14 protein-coding genes are annotated in these 15466 nt (G+C 68.7%); 11 read left to right on the forward strand and 3 right to left on the reverse strand.

Annotation, left to right across the window (positions count from 1 at the left end):
* Positions 1 to 75 precede the first annotated feature (75 nt).
* A complete protein-coding gene (locus HW532_RS17860; RefSeq protein ID WP_213161762.1) occupies positions 76 to 1032 on the reverse strand; it encodes a LysR family transcriptional regulator in 957 nt (318 codons plus the stop codon).
* A 114-nt stretch (positions 1033 to 1146) separates the two neighbouring features.
* Here HW532_RS17860 and HW532_RS17865 point away from each other — a divergent pair, with 114 nt between their 5' ends.
* From HW532_RS17865 to HW532_RS17875, 3 genes are read left to right on the forward strand one after another with little or no spacing between them, the layout of a single operon-like run.
* Entirely contained in the window at positions 1147 to 2025 is an 879-nt protein-coding gene (locus HW532_RS17865; protein WP_213161763.1) for a VOC family protein, read from the forward strand.
* Positions 2022 to 2918, forward strand: a complete 897-nt coding sequence (locus tag HW532_RS17870) for an NAD(P)-dependent oxidoreductase (protein ID WP_213161764.1) — start codon at positions 2022 to 2024, stop codon at positions 2916 to 2918. The genes HW532_RS17865 and HW532_RS17870 overlap by 4 nt, the downstream gene beginning before the upstream one ends.
* A gap of 5 nt (positions 2919 to 2923) precedes the next feature.
* A complete protein-coding gene (locus tag HW532_RS17875) occupies positions 2924 to 4444 on the forward strand; it encodes an aldehyde dehydrogenase family protein (RefSeq protein WP_213161765.1) in 1521 nt (506 codons plus the stop codon).
* A gap of 12 nt (positions 4445 to 4456) precedes the next feature.
* Here HW532_RS17875 and HW532_RS17880 read toward each other — a convergent pair whose 3' ends face one another.
* Positions 4457 to 5665, reverse strand: a complete 1209-nt coding sequence (locus HW532_RS17880) for an MFS transporter (RefSeq protein WP_213161766.1) — start codon at positions 5663 to 5665, stop codon at positions 4457 to 4459.
* 124 nt (positions 5666 to 5789) lie between these two features.
* Between HW532_RS17880 and HW532_RS17885 the strand changes: the two genes are divergently transcribed.
* The 8 genes from HW532_RS17885 to rarD all read left to right on the forward strand — a co-directional run bounded on the left by HW532_RS17885 (position 5790) and on the right by rarD (position 14722).
* On the forward strand, positions 5790 to 6590 hold the full coding sequence (locus tag HW532_RS17885; RefSeq protein WP_213161767.1) for an AraC family transcriptional regulator: 801 nt from the start codon (positions 5790 to 5792) through the stop codon (positions 6588 to 6590).
* A gap of 17 nt (positions 6591 to 6607) precedes the next feature.
* Positions 6608 to 7099 (forward strand): GNAT family N-acetyltransferase, encoded by a 492-nt coding sequence (locus HW532_RS17890; RefSeq protein WP_213161768.1) that lies wholly within the window; start codon positions 6608 to 6610, stop codon positions 7097 to 7099.
* Positions 7100 to 7271: 172 nt separating this feature from the next.
* Positions 7272 to 8951, forward strand: a complete 1680-nt coding sequence (locus tag HW532_RS17895; protein WP_213161769.1) for a formate--tetrahydrofolate ligase — start codon at positions 7272 to 7274, stop codon at positions 8949 to 8951.
* A gap of 10 nt (positions 8952 to 8961) precedes the next feature.
* A complete protein-coding gene (gene folD / locus HW532_RS17900) occupies positions 8962 to 9864 on the forward strand; it encodes a bifunctional methylenetetrahydrofolate dehydrogenase/methenyltetrahydrofolate cyclohydrolase FolD (protein ID WP_213161770.1) in 903 nt (300 codons plus the stop codon).
* 345 nt (positions 9865 to 10209) lie between these two features.
* Entirely contained in the window at positions 10210 to 11541 is a 1332-nt protein-coding gene (gene cysS, locus HW532_RS17905; RefSeq protein ID WP_213161771.1) for a cysteine--tRNA ligase, read from the forward strand.
* Between the two features lie 178 nt (positions 11542 to 11719).
* Positions 11720 to 12016, forward strand: a complete 297-nt coding sequence (locus tag HW532_RS17910; protein WP_213161772.1) for an endonuclease domain-containing protein — start codon at positions 11720 to 11722, stop codon at positions 12014 to 12016.
* Positions 12013 to 13617 carry a citramalate synthase gene (cimA, locus tag HW532_RS17915; protein WP_213161773.1) on the forward strand — a complete coding sequence of 535 codons (1605 nt, stop codon included), beginning with the start codon at positions 12013 to 12015 and terminating at the stop codon, positions 13615 to 13617. The genes HW532_RS17910 and cimA overlap by 4 nt, the downstream gene beginning before the upstream one ends.
* Positions 13618 to 13762: 145 nt before the next feature.
* Positions 13763 to 14722 carry an EamA family transporter RarD gene (rarD, locus tag HW532_RS17920; RefSeq protein WP_213161774.1) on the forward strand — a complete coding sequence of 320 codons (960 nt, stop codon included), beginning with the start codon at positions 13763 to 13765 and terminating at the stop codon, positions 14720 to 14722.
* 21 nt (positions 14723 to 14743) lie between these two features.
* Here rarD and HW532_RS17925 read toward each other — a convergent pair whose 3' ends face one another.
* Entirely contained in the window at positions 14744 to 15346 is a 603-nt protein-coding gene (locus tag HW532_RS17925; protein WP_213161775.1) for an LOG family protein, read from the reverse strand.
* Between the last annotated feature and the right edge of the window lie 120 nt (positions 15347 to 15466).

Below are 15466 nucleotides of genomic sequence, written 5' to 3' on the forward strand. Positions count from 1 at the left end.
AAGCGCGACAAGCCCTCTCACCCGCCCATCGCCGATGCGATGGGCCTCTCCCGCTCGCGGGAGAGGGAGGCGCCGTCAGGCGCCGGGTGAGGGGGATTTTTTCTTCCCTTCCCTCACGTCCCCATCCTCGCGAAACGCGGTCATCGTCCCCAGCAGATGCTGCAGGAGCCTGTTGGCGCCGACGCTGAGGCGCCGGCCAAGGCGGGTGACGATATGCGCCTCGGCGCGCTGGAGATCGGGCTGGTCGATCTCCACGGCCAGAAGCTGGCCGTCATGGATCTCGCGGGCGACCGCGAAGGCCGGCAACAGGGCCAGCCCGTGGCCCGAACGCGCGAACTGCTTCAGCATGGCGATGGAATTGGTCACCAAGACCGGCGCGATCTGGAGATGCTCGGCGCGCTCGGCCTCGCGCACGATCTGGCGCAGGCCGTAGGAGATCTCGGTCAGCGCGATGCGCTCTTGCGCAACCCTCTGGAAGGTGAGCGGCCCCGCCTGCCCGGCGAGCGCGTGGCCGGGCGCCATGACGGCCGAGATCGGCTGGCGCTTGCGGGCATGCGAGCGCAGGCGCGGCTCGGCGGGGGGATGGAACACCAGTCCCAGATGCGCCTCGTCCTCCAGAACCTCGCGGATCACCTCGTTGGTGCCGACCACGTTGGCGGACAGTTCCACATCCGGATAGCGATCCATGAAGGAGGCGAGCGGGCCCGCCACCAGATCGCCCACGAAGCCCTCGCCGACCGCGAGCCGGACATGGCCGCCGCGCAGGCCCTGCAATGCCTCGAGTTCGCTGATGAGCGTGTCCTCGCGCGCCAGCCTCTCGCGGAAATAGGCGAGCACGCGCTCGCCCGCCTCGGTCGGCTTCACGCCCCTGCGGTGGCGTTCGATCAGGGGGATCATGGTCTCGCGCTCGAGCTGCGCGATCTGGCGGCTGACGGCGGAGGGCGCGACATCCATGAAGTCGGCGGCGGAGCGGATGCTGCCGTGCCGGACGGCCTCGTAGAAATAGCGCATGCGCTGTTCGTTGAGCTTCATGGCGGTGCTTCATCACAGTGTTGCGGTCAATGCAACGATTTTGTCATGTGTCGATATTGAAGGCATGGCTCGCGGGCGGCCATAGTGGGCGGCGCAACGGAGGAAAGCGCGCCCATGGCCCACAACCAGACCACGCTCGGCATCGATCATCCGCTCGTCACGGTCGCCGATCATGCCGCGACGCTCGACCGCTATCGCCGGATGGGCTTTCAGCCCTCGCCGGTGAGCCACCATCCCTGGGGCACGGTCACCGCGCTCGTCATGTTCCCGGACAATTTCATCGAGCTCATCGGTGTCGAGGACCCGTCGAAATTCGGCACCAATTCGGTAAACGGCTTCTGCTTCGGCCGCTTCCTCGGCGGCTTTCTGGACAACCAGGAGGGTGTCTCGCTCGTCGCGCTCCATTCGAAGGACGCGCGCGCCGACCACCGCGCGGTCGTGGAGAAGGGGCTGAAGACGCAGGGCATCATCGATTTTCGCCGCGCCATGAAGAAGCCCGACGGCACGCCCGACGAGGCGGTCGTCTCGCTCGTCATGCTCATCGACGAGGATCTGCCGGAGGCCTCCAACTTCATCTGCCATCAGCACCGCCCAGAACTCATCTGGGTGCCGGAATGGCAGAACCACCCCAATGGCGCGGTGGCCATCGCGGCCGTCACCTATGTGGACGACGCGGCGGGGACGCTCGCGAAGCGCTTCGCCACGCTCTATGGCACGGATGGCGAGGGCGGTGTCTTCGATACGGGCTGCGGCGTCATCAATGTGGTTGCCGCCCGGGAGGCGGCCGGCCGGTTCGGCGGCGTCGATCTCCCCCGGTTCGCCGCCGACCGGCCCCACGCCGTGGCGATCACTGTCGCCGTGGAGAGCCTGCGGCAATTGCGGGCCTCGCTGGAGGCCGGCGAGGTGCCCCACACGGATGCGGAGCGCCGGGTTCTCGTCGCGCCGGACTTTTGTGGAAATGTCATTCTCGAATTCGTTGAAAGGACATCATGACGGAACGATCCTCCCTGTCCGTCGGCGTCGTCGGTCTCGGCGCCATGGGCGGCGGCATGGCCGCGCATCTGACTGCAAGCGGTGCCGAGACCCACGGTTTCGACCTGAGCGAGGAGGCGCGCACGCGCCTCGGGGACAGGGGCGTTGCCGTCCACGACACGCTCTCGGCCCTCGCTGAGGCCGTGGACGTCATCGTGCTGTCCCTGCCGAAGGCGGAGCATGTGGAAGCGGTATGCCTCGGCGCGGGCGGGCTTGCGGAGGTGGGCCGCACCGGCCAGATCGTGGTCGACACCACGACCTCCATGCCGGACGTCTCTCGCCGGGTCGCCACAGCGCTTGCCGGGCGCGGCATGGCCATGCTCGACGCGCCGGTGTCCGGCGGGCCGTCGGGGGCGGCCTCGGGCGGCATGACCATGATGGTCGGCGGCGACGGGGACGCGCTGGACCGCGCGCGCCCGGTGCTCGACATCATGACGGCGACCGTCGTCCATGTGGGCGGATCGGGCGACGGCAATATCGCCAAGATCGCCAACAACCTTCTCTGCGCCGCCCATCTCCTCACCACGGCGGAGGCCATGAGCCTCGCCGCGCGCGCCGGCGCCCGGCCGGAGTCCGTGCTCGAGGCGGTCAATGCCGGCTCCGGCCGCAGCGGGGTGAGCCAGGTGAACTTCCCGCGCTGGGTGCTGTCGGGGGCCTACGATTCCGGCTTCACCATGGGGCTCATGCGCAAGGATGTCGGCCTCGCTGTCGCGCTCGCCAAGGAGCATGGCCTCGATCTCCCGATTTCCATGGCCACGGCGGAGATCTGGCGCGAGAGCGCGCAGACGCTCGCCGATGGCGAGGACTTCAACCGCATTGTCTGCCGTATCGACAAGGCCCTTTATTCAGAGTGACGCCCATGTTTGCCAATGACGAGCTGAAAGCCCTGATGGCCCCGTTCTGGGGCGAGCGCGACGAGGCGGCGAGCTATGTCGCCGGCGAGTTCCTGGCCGGGGAGGGCGAGCCGGTGGAGGTCGCCGACCCCGCGACCGGCAAGCCGGCCATGCGCTTCCGCGATGCGGGCGCCTCCGTCGCCGCGCGTGCGGCGGCCGCGGCCCATGAGGCCTGGCCGCACTGGTGGGCGATGACCCATGCCGCGCGCGGGCGGATCATGCAGAAGGCTGCGCGAGCCATCGAGGCGGAGGCGGACACGCTCGCCCGCATCGAGGCCATTGCCGCCGGCAAGCCGATCCGCGACACGCGCGTCGAGGTCGCCAAGGTCGTGGAGATGTTCGAATACTACGCCGGCTGGTGCGACAAGCTCCATGGCGACGTCATTCCCGTGCCCACGAGCCACCTGAACTATACGCGCCACGAGCCGTTCGGCGCCGTCCTTCAGGTGACGCCGTGGAACGCGCCCGTCTTCACCGCCGGCTGGCAGATCGCGCCGGCGATCGCGGCGGGCAACGCCGTTGTCCTGAAGCCGTCGGAGCTCACGCCGCTGACCTCCATCGCGCTTGGCGTGCTGGTGGAGCGGGCCGGCACGCCGACAGGGCTCGTCAACGTGCTGGCGGGATTCGGCCACACGACCGGACAGGCCGCGCTGGAGGCCCCGGAGATCGCCAAGGTCGTCTTCGTCGGCTCGCCGGCGACGGGCGCGAAGATCGCCGCGACCGCGGCGGCGCGCGTCATCCCGAGCGTCCTGGAGCTCGGCGGCAAGTCGGCCAATATCGTGTTCGCGGATGCCGATCTCGGCCGTGCCGCCGTGGGCGCGCAGGCCGCGATCTTCGCCGCCGCCGGACAGAGCTGCGTCGCGGGCTCGCGCCTCCTCGTCCAGGAGAGCGTCTACGACCGCTTCGTGGAGGCCGTGGCGCAGGCCGCCGCCCGGATCCGTGTCGGCGCGCCGCTCGACGAGGAGACCCAGGTCGGTCCCATCAACAATGCCCGCCAGTTCGGCCATGTGCGCGAGATGATCGCCGGGGCGCTCGATGAGGGCGGCGCCTATGCGCTCGACGGCTTCGATCCCTATCCGGGCGACGAAGGCTATTTCGTGCGCCCGACCGTGCTGAAGGGCCACAACGCCATGGCCGCCGCACGCGAGGAGATCTTCGGCCCCGTCGTCATGGCGATCCCCTTCAAGGACGAGGAGGAGGCCGTGGCGATTGCCAACGATACGCGCTTCGGGCTGGCCGGCGCGGTGTGGACGAGCGACGTCGCGCGCGCCCACAGGGTCGCCGCCGCCGTGCGCGCCGGCACGATCTGGATCAACTCCTATAAGACGATCCATGTGAGCTCGCCCTTCGGCGGTTACGGCCTGAGCGGCTATGGCCGCTCCTCCGGGCTGGACGCGCTGAGGGAATACACCCAGACCAAGAGCGTGTGGGTGGAGACGGCCGCCGACCCGGCCATAGCCTTCGGCTACGCGCCGAGCCTCGACTGACGCATCCGCGCCTCACGCCGCCCCGCGGCGGTGCTCCGCGGTGAGCCTCGCGGGCGCGGGGCGCGGCAGGATGAGGGCGGCAATGACAACCAGGGCGGCGAAGGCCGCGAAGACGGCGAACATGACCGGGAAGCCGCCGCGCTCGTAGAGCTCCGCGACCAGCGGCACCGCCAGCGCGCTCACGCCGAGCGACAGCACATAGGTGACCGAGTAGAGCCGCGCGCGCCAGGCCGGTGCCGCATGGCGCGCGACGAGCGCGTCGTGGATCGGCAGCTCGCCGAAGACCGCCGCCATCATTGCGAGGCTCGCGACGGCGACCGCCAGGCCGCCGGCAAGCCCCACGGCGAGGAGCAGCGGGATCTGGGCGAGCGCGACGGCGATGAAAACGGGCCGGATGGGCTTGCGGTCGATCAGCGTGCCGACGCCGATCTGCGTGAAGGCGGCCAGCGCCAGAACGAGGCTCGCCAGCCCGCCGACGCCCGCGAGACCGCCGACAACCCCGCCGAGCCGCTCCTCGAAGAGCTTCGGCAGCACCACCGTCGTTCCGTGGAAGATGAGGCCGCCGCAGAAGGCGGCGATGGCGAGCGCCGCGACGAGCCGCCAGAGCGCCGTGCCGGACAGCGGCTCGGGGGCCCTCTGCCGGTCTTCGCGCGGCGCGGCGCGCGCAGCTCTGGGCTCGCGCATCAGGACGGCGAGATAGACGAGCCCCGTCGCCACGGCCACCGCGGCGGGCACGGCGAAGGCCGCGCGCCAGCCGATGGCCGCCGCCAGGCCGCCGGCGACGAGCGGCGCGGCGGCCACGCCCATATTGCCCCAGACCCCGTTGATGCCGAGCGCGCGGCCCACGCTCGCGCGCCCCTCCACCACCATGGCGATGCCGACAGGGTGATAGATCGAGGCGGCGAGGCCGAGAAGGGCAAGCCCCGCGGTGAGCATGACGGTGCCGGTCGCCGCCGCGGCAAGCCCCGCGCCGGCCCCGAGGCCGATGAAGAAGATGGCGAGCAGCGTCTCCCGCCGCATCCGGTCGCCGAGCCAGCCGGCGGGCAGCGTGCCGGCCCCGAACGCGGCGAAGGCTGCCGTGGAGGGCAGGAGCAGCGTGCCGTAGGAGCCTGCGAACTCCTTCTCCAGCGCGAGCACCACGGTCGGGTGAAGCAGCATGAAGAGATGGGTGTAGAAATGCCCCAGATTGAGGATCAGGAAGCGGAACCCGGTGGCGGGCATGGATTGTTCTCCCCGAGGAATACGGTCCAGGCGGCAGGCGGTGTCGGCACCGTCGCGCCAGTCTGGCGCTCGCCGGTCCGGCTGACTTGCGCTATTCTGTCCAACGATGTCGCGCAACGGACATATGGCGACGCCCTTCCACGACGAGGGGGTCGAGATGATGCGGCCGGTGTTCGCCCATTCGGCGGACCATGCGCCGGGCCAACTCATCGCGCGCCACCGCCACAGCCGCGACCATCTCCTCTATGCGGCAAGCGGGGTGATGACGGTCGACAGCGATGCCGGCTGCTGGGTCGTGCCGCCGCAATTCGCCGTCTGGATCCCGTCGGGCACGGCGCATTCGGTCGCGATGCACGGGGCCGTCCGCATCGTCTCCGTCTTCGTCGCGGCCCGCCATCGCCCCGGCCTGTGGCGCTCGTGCCGCGTATTGGAGGTGACACCGCTCATGCGCTCGCTGCTCCTGCGCGCGGTCACCCTGCCGGGGCTCTATGACGAGGCGGGCCCCGACGGGCGCCTGCTGGAGGTGCTGATGGACGAGCTGGCACGGCTTGTCCCCGCGCCGCTCCATCTGCCCGTGCCGCGTGATTCGCGCGCCCGCACGGTCGCCGACGCCATACGGGCGGCCCCCGACGACCGCCGCAGCCTCGCGGGCTGGGCCGCCGTGGCGGGCGCCGGGGAACGCACGCTCGCCCGCCTGTTTCTGCGCGAAACGGGGTTGAGCTTCGGAGCCTGGCGGCGCCGTGCGCGCCTCATGCACGCGCTGACCGCATTGACCGCCGGCCTGCCTGTGACCACAGTCGCACTGGATTGCGGCTATGACAGCGTCAGCGCCTTCATCGCCGCCTTCCGCCGGGAGCTGGGCGCAAGCCCCGGGCGCTATGTGGCCTCCGCACGCGGGGAAATCCCGGGGGACAGGCCGGGTTAGGGGGATTTCGGGAGGATATGGTCGGCTATCATCTCCGTCTTGCGGTGGCGTCCGACACGGGTGGGCTGGTGCGTCTGCTGCACCGCTCCTGGGAGACCGCATGGGCGCCGTTCGTGCCCGCCCATGTGAGCGAGCGCTATTATTCCCATCGCGTCGCGGAATGGTTCGTGGAGACCCGCCGGCGCGAGATCGTGGTGGTTGAGCGGAGCGGCCGGCTCGTCGGGCTGGTGCACAGCGAGGCCGATTTCGTCTCCGCCCTCCATGTCGATCCGGACTGGAAGCGCCGCGGCATCGGCAGTTGCCTCATGGACCGGGCGGAAACCGATGTCGCCCGGCGCGGCCACGCAACCGTCCGCCTCAATACCGACGACTTCAACGAACCCGCCCAGCGCTTCTACCGCCATCGCGGCTTCTCGGAGGCGCGCCGTTTCCCCGATCTCGCCTATGAGGGCGAGGTGATGACCGTGGAGATGCACAAGGCCCTCGTGGACGCCCGCCAGGAGGCCTGACGCCGATCATGGGCTTTGGATGGGGCGCACCCCGCCCCAGGTGCACAGATCGCCCGCTTGTCGGTTGTGGCCGATTTTTGGTCGCGCGGACGCTGCACGCCCGCGCGAAGCCGTGTCACAGGAGGTCTGGAAACGCAGGCGCGCAGACGCGAAAAGCAGGAGGAATGCCCCGATGGCCGAAGTGAAGAGCGATATCGAAATCGCCCGTGCCGCATCGCCGCGGCCGATACAGGAGATCGGCGAGAAGCTCGCAATCCCGCCGGAGAGCCTTGTGCCGTTCGGCCACGACAAGGCGAAGCTGTCGGCCGATTACATCTCCAGCATCAATGGCCGCCCGGATGGCAAGCTGATCCTCGTCACCGCCATTTCGCCGACGCCTGCGGGCGAGGGCAAGACGACGACGACGGTGGGCCTGGGCGACGGGCTCAACCGGATCGGCAAGAAGGCGGCGATCTGCATCCGCGAGCCCTCGCTCGGCCCGTGCTTCGGCATGAAGGGCGGGGCGGCCGGCGGCGGCTATGCCCAGGTGATCCCCATGGAGGACATCAACCTCCATTTCACCGGCGATTTCCATGCCATCACCTCCGCCAACAACCTCCTGTCGGCAATGGTCGACAACCATGTCTACTGGGGCAACGGGCTCGAATTCGACATGCGCCGCATCGTCTGGCGCCGCGTCATGGACATGAACGACCGGGCCCTGCGCGAGATCGTGTGCTCTCTGGGCGGTGTCTCCAACGGCTTCCCGCGCGAGGGCGGGTTCGACATCACCGTTGCCTCGGAGGTCATGGCGATCCTGTGTCTTGCGACCGACCGGGAGGATCTGCGCCGCCGGCTCGGCAACATCGTCGTCGGCTACCGCCGCGACCGCTCGCCGGTCACCGCGCGCGAGATCAAGGCCGACGGCGCGATGACGGTGCTGCTCGACCAGGCGCTGCAGCCCAATCTCGTCCAGACGCTCGAGAACAATCCCGCCTTCATCCATGGCGGCCCCTTCGCCAACATCGCCCATGGCTGCAATTCCGTGATCGCCACGAAGACCGCGCTCAAGCTCGCCGACTATGTGGTGACGGAGGCCGGATTCGGGGCCGATCTCGGGGCGGAGAAGTTCTTCGACATCAAGTGCCGCAAGGCGGGCCTCCACCCCGACGCCGCCGTGATCGTCGCCACGATCCGCGCCATCAAGCACCATGGCGGCGTGGCGAAGGAGGATCTCAATACCGAGAATCTGGAGGCGCTGGACAAGGGGCTGGCCAATCTCGGCCGGCATCTGCGCAATGTCGCCAAGTTCGGCGTGCCGGCGGTGGTGGGCATCAACCGCTTCCTCTCCGATACGGAGGCCGAGATCCAGGCGGTGAAGGATTATTGCGCCGAGTTCGGCGTGGAGGCGGTGCTGTGCGAGCACTGGGCGAAGGGCTCCGCCGGCGTCGAGGAGCTGGCGCACAAGGTCGCCGCGCTCGCCGACGATGGCCATGCCCAGTTCCGCACCCTCTACGAGGATTCCATGCCGCTGTGGGACAAGCTGCGCACGGTCTGCCGCGAGATCTACGGCGCGGAGGACGCCATCGGCGACAAGAAGGTGCGCCAGCAATTCGCCGACTACGAGGCCGCGGGCTACGGCCATTTCCCCATCTGCGTGGCCAAGACGCAGTATTCCTTCTCCACCGACCCCAATCTCAAGGGGGCGCCGAGCGACCATGTGGTGCCGGTGCGCGAGGCGCGGCTGTCGGCCGGGGCGGAGTTCATCGTGGCCATCTGCGGGGAGATCATGACCATGCCGGGCTTGCCACGCACCCCCGCGGCGGAGCATATCGGGCTCGACGAGAACGGCGAGATCGTCGGACTGTTCTGAGGAGAGCGCAATGACCGCTGAAATCATCGATGGGAAAGCCTTTGCCGCAGGCCTGCGCGCGCAGGTCGGCGAGGAGGTCGCCGCGCTGAAGGCGCGCCACGGACTCAAGCCGGGCCTCGCCGTGGTGCTGGTGGGCGAGGATCCCGCGAGCCAGGTCTATGTGCGCAACAAGGCGCGCCAGACCGTCGAAGTCGGCATGGCCTCCTTCGAGCACCGGCTGGACGTCGCGACACCGCAGGCAGAGCTTCTCGCCCTCGTCGAGCGGCTCAACAGGGACCCGGAGGTCCATGGCATCCTCGTCCAGCTTCCTCTGCCCGACCAGATCGACACCGCGAAGGTCCTCGACGCCATCGATCCGGCGAAGGATGTCGACGGCTTCCATGTGATCAATGCCGGGCTGCTGGCGACCGGCCAGAAGGCCATGGTGCCGTGCACGCCGCTTGGCTGCTACATGCTGCTCAAGGAGCGGATCGGCGATCTCTCCGGCCTCGAGGCGGTGGTGGTCGGCCGCTCCAACATCGTCGGCAAGCCCATGGCGCAGCTTCTCCTCCAGGCCAATTGCACCGTGACCGTCGCCCATTCCAGGACGCGCGACCTGCCGGGCGTCTGCCGCCGGGCGGATATTCTCGTTGCCGCCGTCGGCCGGCCGGAAATGGTGCGGGGCGACTGGGTGAAGCCCGGCGCCACCGTGATCGATGTCGGCATCAACCGCATCCCGGCGCCGGAGCGCGGCGAGGGCAAGCACCGGCTCGTCGGCGATGTCGCCTTCGAGGAGGCGAGGGAGGTCGCAGGCGCCATCACGCCGGTGCCCGGCGGTGTCGGGCCGATGACCATTGCCTGCCTGCTCGCCAACACGGTCACCGCCGCCTGCCGTGCCCACGGCGTCGACGAGCCGAAGGCGCTGGCGGCGTAGCTCTTCTCCCCTCACCCGGCGCCTCGTGGCGCCACCCTCTCCCGCGAGGGGAGAGGGTTTTCCTGCGGCACGATCTTTCCTTTCCCTCTCCCCTCGCGGGAGAGGGTGGCGCCCATTGCCGTCAGGCAATGGGAGGGTGAGGGGGCTTTAACTCCGCACTTGACGCGCGGCGTGCACTTGTCTCATTGTGCGCGCCATGATGACCGATACGGCCATAGCGCGGCGCGACATCTGCTGCGGCATTATTATCACCAGCTAGCTTCAACAGCGCTGGCGCGCGGCCGTTCACCCTCCTGAAATCATCCGAGCGAACGTCCCGGCCGGCGCCGGAGACGGGATCGTTCGATGACGCTCACGCTTTACAACACGCTGACGCGGAAGAAGGAGCCGTTCCGGCCCATCGACCCGGACAATGTGCGCATGTATGTCTGTGGGCCCACGGTCTACGACCTCGCGCATATCGGCAATGCCCGGCCGATCATCGTGTTCGACGTGCTGTTTCGCCTGCTGCGCCACACCTATGGCGAGGATCGTGTCGCTTACGTCCGCAACATCACGGACGTGGACGACAAGATCAATGCGCGCGCGGCGCAGGAGGGCGTGCCGATCCGCGAGCTCACCGAGCGCACGGTAAAGCAGTTCCACGAGGATGTGGCGGCGCTCGGCTGCCTGCCGCCGACGCACGAGCCGCGCGCGACCGACTATATCGCGGAGATGAAGGCGCTGATCGAGCGGCTGATCGCGCGCGGCCATGCCTATGTGGCAGCCGATCACGTGCTGTTCGACGTCTCCTCCGACCCCGCCTATGGCTCGCTGTCGCGCCGCTCGCTCGACGAGATGGAGGCGGGCGCGCGCGTCGAGGTCGCGCCCTACAAGAAGAGCCCGATGGATTTCGTGCTCTGGAAGCCGTCGAAGCCCGGCGAGCCGGCCTGGCCGTCGCCCGCCGGCATAGCGGCTGAGGGCCGCCCGGGCTGGCATCTGGAATGCTCCGCCATGTCGTGGAAACATCTCGGCGAGCATTTCGACATCCATGGCGGCGGCATCGATCTGGCCTTCCCCCATCACGAGAACGAGCGCGCCCAATCCTGCTGCGCCTTCGGCACCGAGCGCATGGCCAATGTCTGGATGCATAACGGCTTCCTGATGGTGGAGGGCGAGAAGATGTCGAAATCGCTCGGCAACTTCGTCACCATCCGCGATCTCCTGAAGGACTGGCCCGGCGAGGCGATCCGCCTGAACATGCTCAAGACGCAGTATCGCCAGCCCATAGACTGGACGCTCAAGGGGCTCGACGAGGCGCACAAGGCCTTGTGGAAATGGTCGGGCGACGTCGAGGGGGCCGAGCCCGCCGGGGCGGTGCCGGACACGGTGACGGACGCGCTCGCCGACGATCTCAACACGCCGAAGGCCTATGCGGAGCTCCATGCGCTCCACGAGGCGGGCCGGCACGGCGATCTCCTCGCCGCCCTGCGGTTCCTCGGCTTCTCCGGCCGGCGCGAGGCGATCTCGCGCGCGGGGCCGGTCGATATCGATGTCGACGGCCTGATCGCGGAGCGCAACGCCGCGCGCAAGCGCAAGGATTTCGCCACTGCCGACCGCATCCGCGACGAACTGGCGGACATGGGCATCGTCCTCAAGGACTCGCCCGAAGGCACCACCTGGGAGCTCGCAAGATGATGGGCAGCCCCCCTCACCCTCCCAGCGCTGACGCGCCGGGCCCCTCCCTCTCCCGCGAGGGGAGAGGGGGACAGGCAAGCGTTGCGGCGGGAGGACCCTCCCCCTCGCGGGAGAGGGTGGCGCGCAAGGCGCGCCGGGTGAGGGGGAGGTGGCACGGGCCCGCAGCTTGCGGCGGCATATGACGGATGCCGAGCGCAAGCTCTGGCGTGCCTTGCGCTCACGGCAGTTTCAAGCCGTGAAGTTTCGCCGGCAGGTGCCGGTCGGCCCCTACATCGCGGACTTCCTGGCCTACGACCATCGCCTCATCATCGAGGTCGACGGTGGCCAGCACGCCGAGAACCGACGCGATATGGCGCGTGAGAAGTGTTTGTCGGCAAACGGATTCCGCGTGCTGCGACTATGGAACAACGACGTGCTCGGCAATCTGGACGGTGCGCTCACCGTCATCGCCGAAGCCTTGAGAGAGAACCGATGACCGCAGAACGCCTCTATCTCTTCGACACGACACTGCGCGACGGGGCGCAGACGCCGGGGATCGATTTCTCGCTGGAGGACAAGCGGCACGTCGCGGCGATGCTCGACGGGCTCGGCATCGACTATGTGGAGGGCGGCTATCCCGGCGCGAATCCCACCGACACGGCGTTCTTCGCGGACGCGCCGGCGCTCGATGCCCGCTTCACCGCCTTCGGCATGACCAAGCGCGCCGGGCGCTCCGCCGACAACGATCCGGGCCTGCGCGCCCTTCTGGAGGCGGATGCGGACGCGGTCTGCTTCGTGGCGAAGTCGTGGGACTACCATGTGCGCGTCGCGCTCGCGACCTCCAACGAGGAGAACCTGGAGGGCATCGCCCAGTCGGTCGCCGCGGCCTGCGCGGCGGGCAAGGAGGTGCTGCTCGACTGCGAGCATTTCTTCGATGGCTACAAGGCCAATCCGGACTATGCGCTCGCCTGCGCGAAGGCGGCGCTGGAGGCGGGCGCGCGCTGGATCGTCCTGTGCGACACCAATGGCGGCACGCTGCCCCACGAGATCTCGGCGATTGTCGCGGAGGTCGCCCGCCATGTGCCGGGCGAGCGGCTCGGCATCCATGCCCATGACGACACCGGCAATGCGGTGGCCAACTCGCTCGCCGCCGTGCGCGCGGGCGCCCGCCAGATCCAGGGCACGCTGAACGGCATCGGCGAGCGCTGCGGCAATGCCAATCTGGTCACGCTGATCCCGACGCTGCTCCTGAAGGAGGAGTTCGCGTCGCGCTTCGAGACGGGGGTGACGGACGAGGCGCTCGCCGGCCTCACGCACCTGTCGCGCGGCTTCGACGAGATCCTGAACCGCGCACCGGACCGCCAGGCGCCCTATGTCGGCGACAGCGCGTTCGCCACCAAGGCCGGCATCCACGCTTCCGCCATCGTCAAGGAGCCGGAGACCTACGAGCACGTGCCGCCGGAAACGGTCGGCAACCGCCGCCGCGTGATGGTTTCCGACCAGGGCGGGCGCTCCAACCTGATAGCGGAGCTTCACCGCATCGGCCTGGAGGTGGACAAGGCCGACACCCGCCTCGACGGCCTGCTGCGAGAGGTCAAGCGGCGCGAGGCGGAGGGCTATGCCTATGAGGGAGCGGACGCCTCCTTCGAGCTGCTCGCCCGGCGCGCGCTGGGTTCGGTGCCGCATTTCTTCGATGTCGACAGCTTCCGCGTCATGGTCGAGCGCCGGCACAATGCGGTGGGCGACCTCGTCACCATATCGGAGGCGACGGTGAAGGTGCGCGTGGACGGCGAGCTCCTCATGTCGGTCGGCGAGGGCAACGGGCCGGTCAACGCGCTCGACATGGCACTGCGCAAGGATCTCGGCCGCTACTCGCCCTATCTCTCGGGGCTGGAGCTTGTCGACTTCAAGGTGCGCATCCTCAACGGCACGACGGCGGCGACCACGCGCGTGCTCGTGGAATCCGCCGACGAAACCGGCGAGCGCTGGTTCACCGTCGGCGTCTCGCCCAATATCGTCGACGCCTCCTTCCAGGCGCTCATCGATTCGATCACCTACAAGCTCCTGAAGGCGGGGGCGCCGGCGGGCGCGCCATAGCCGCGGGCCGGCGCTGAGCCATGCGCTGCGCGAATGGCTCCCATCCGGCGCCACGGGGATCATTGCCAGCGCCCCTGTGCCCGTGAGAAGAACGCTGTCTTGACCTGTGGCGGTCCGGCGGATCGCGCAAAGGGGCAGGTGCGACATGGCGGCTTGCGATGAAGACAGCGTCCCCGGGCCCGCGGCGGACGCGGCGGCGGACGAGACCCGCAAGGGCGTTCTCTTCGCGCTCGGAGCCTATCTCGTCTGGGGCTTCTCGGCGTCCTATTTCCGGTTCACCGAAGGCATCGATCCCGCCGAGGTGCTCGCCCACCGCATCGTGTGGGCCGTGCCCTTCGCCGCCCTGGTGCTCGTCGCGCTCAGGCGCACCGGCGACATTCCGCGCGCCTTCTCCAACGGGCGCATCGTCGCCACCCTGTCGCTGACCGCGGCCCTGGCCGGCACCAACTGGGGCGTCTTCATCTGGGCGGTCACCCACGGCCACATGCTGGAGACGAGCCTCGGCTACTACATCAATCCGCTGGTCAGCGTGGTGATCGGCTGCGTCTTGCTCTCCGAGCGGCTGACCCGGGTCCAGATGGTCGCGGTCGGTATCGCCGCCATCGCGGTGACGCTCCAGACCGTGATGCTCGGCGTCGTGCCCTGGGTCGCCTTCACGCTCGCCATCTCCTTCGCCATCTACGGCTATATCCGCAAGACGGTGGCGATCGGCCCCGCTCAGGGGTTCTTCGTGGAAAGCCTGCTGCTGTCGCCGCTGGCGATTGCCTATATCGTCTATGCGGAAAGCGAGGGGACGGGGCGCTTCTTCTCCGAGGGGACGGTCACCGCGATGCTGCTCGGCGCCGCGGTGCTGACGGCCACGCCGCTCATGCTGTTCGCCGCGGGCGCGCGCCGGCTGAAGCTCTCCACCATCGGGCTCATGCAGTATCTCGCGCCGTCGCTGGTCTTCCTGTCCGCGATCTTCTTCTTCGGCGAGCCGCTGGAGCCCGCGCGGCTGCTCACCTTCGTGCTGATCTGGATGGCGCTTGCGCTCTTCTCGTGGTCGGCGGTCAGGCAGGACCGGGCGGCGCGGCGGGCCTTGAGGGAATCGGCCGGTAGCGGCTGATCCAGAGGGCGGGCGACCGGCTTACATGTGCTTGCGGGCCGGCTGGATCGGGGCGTGTTCCTCCGCGGTCTTCTCCGCGCGCTCGAGGATCAGCGGCAGAACCTCCTCCGCGCTCTTGGCCACGTCGATATGCATGTCGAAGCCTGCGCGGATGAACTCCTCGTTCCTCATATGGGACAGGAGGTCCAGGAAGGGCGTCCAGAAGCCGTTCACATTGACGATGACGATGGGCTTTGAATGCTGGCCGAGCTGGGCCCAGGTCGAAATCTCGACCAGCTCCTCCAGCGTGCCGATGCCGCCCGGCAGGGCGACGAAGGCGTCGGCGCGCTCGAACATGGTCATCTTGCGCTCGTGCATGTTCTGCGTCACGACGAGCTCCTGCACGTCGGTGAGCATGCGCTCGCGCCGGACCAGGAATTCCGGGATCACGCCCGTTACGCGCCCGCCGCCGGCAAGCACGGAGCGCGCCACCTCGCCCATCAGACCGAGCCCGCCCCCGCCATAGATCAGCTCGATACCGTTGGCCGCGAGATCGCTGCCCAATGCGTGCGCGGTCTCCGCATAGACGGGGCTGCGGCCGGAGCCCGATCCGCAATAGACGCAAACAGAATCGATCTTGCTCATTGTCCGATCACATATCGCGAGATTGAGAGGGTCAAGGGGACCGACGGGACGAACTGGAAAGATGGTAAGCGACAGGCTGTCGCGCAACTCCACCATGCCCGCAACGGCCTGATTCCTTTG

This window comes from Kaustia mangrovi (assembly GCF_015482775.1).
Lineage (GTDB): Bacteria > Pseudomonadota > Alphaproteobacteria > Rhizobiales > Im1 > Kaustia > Kaustia mangrovi.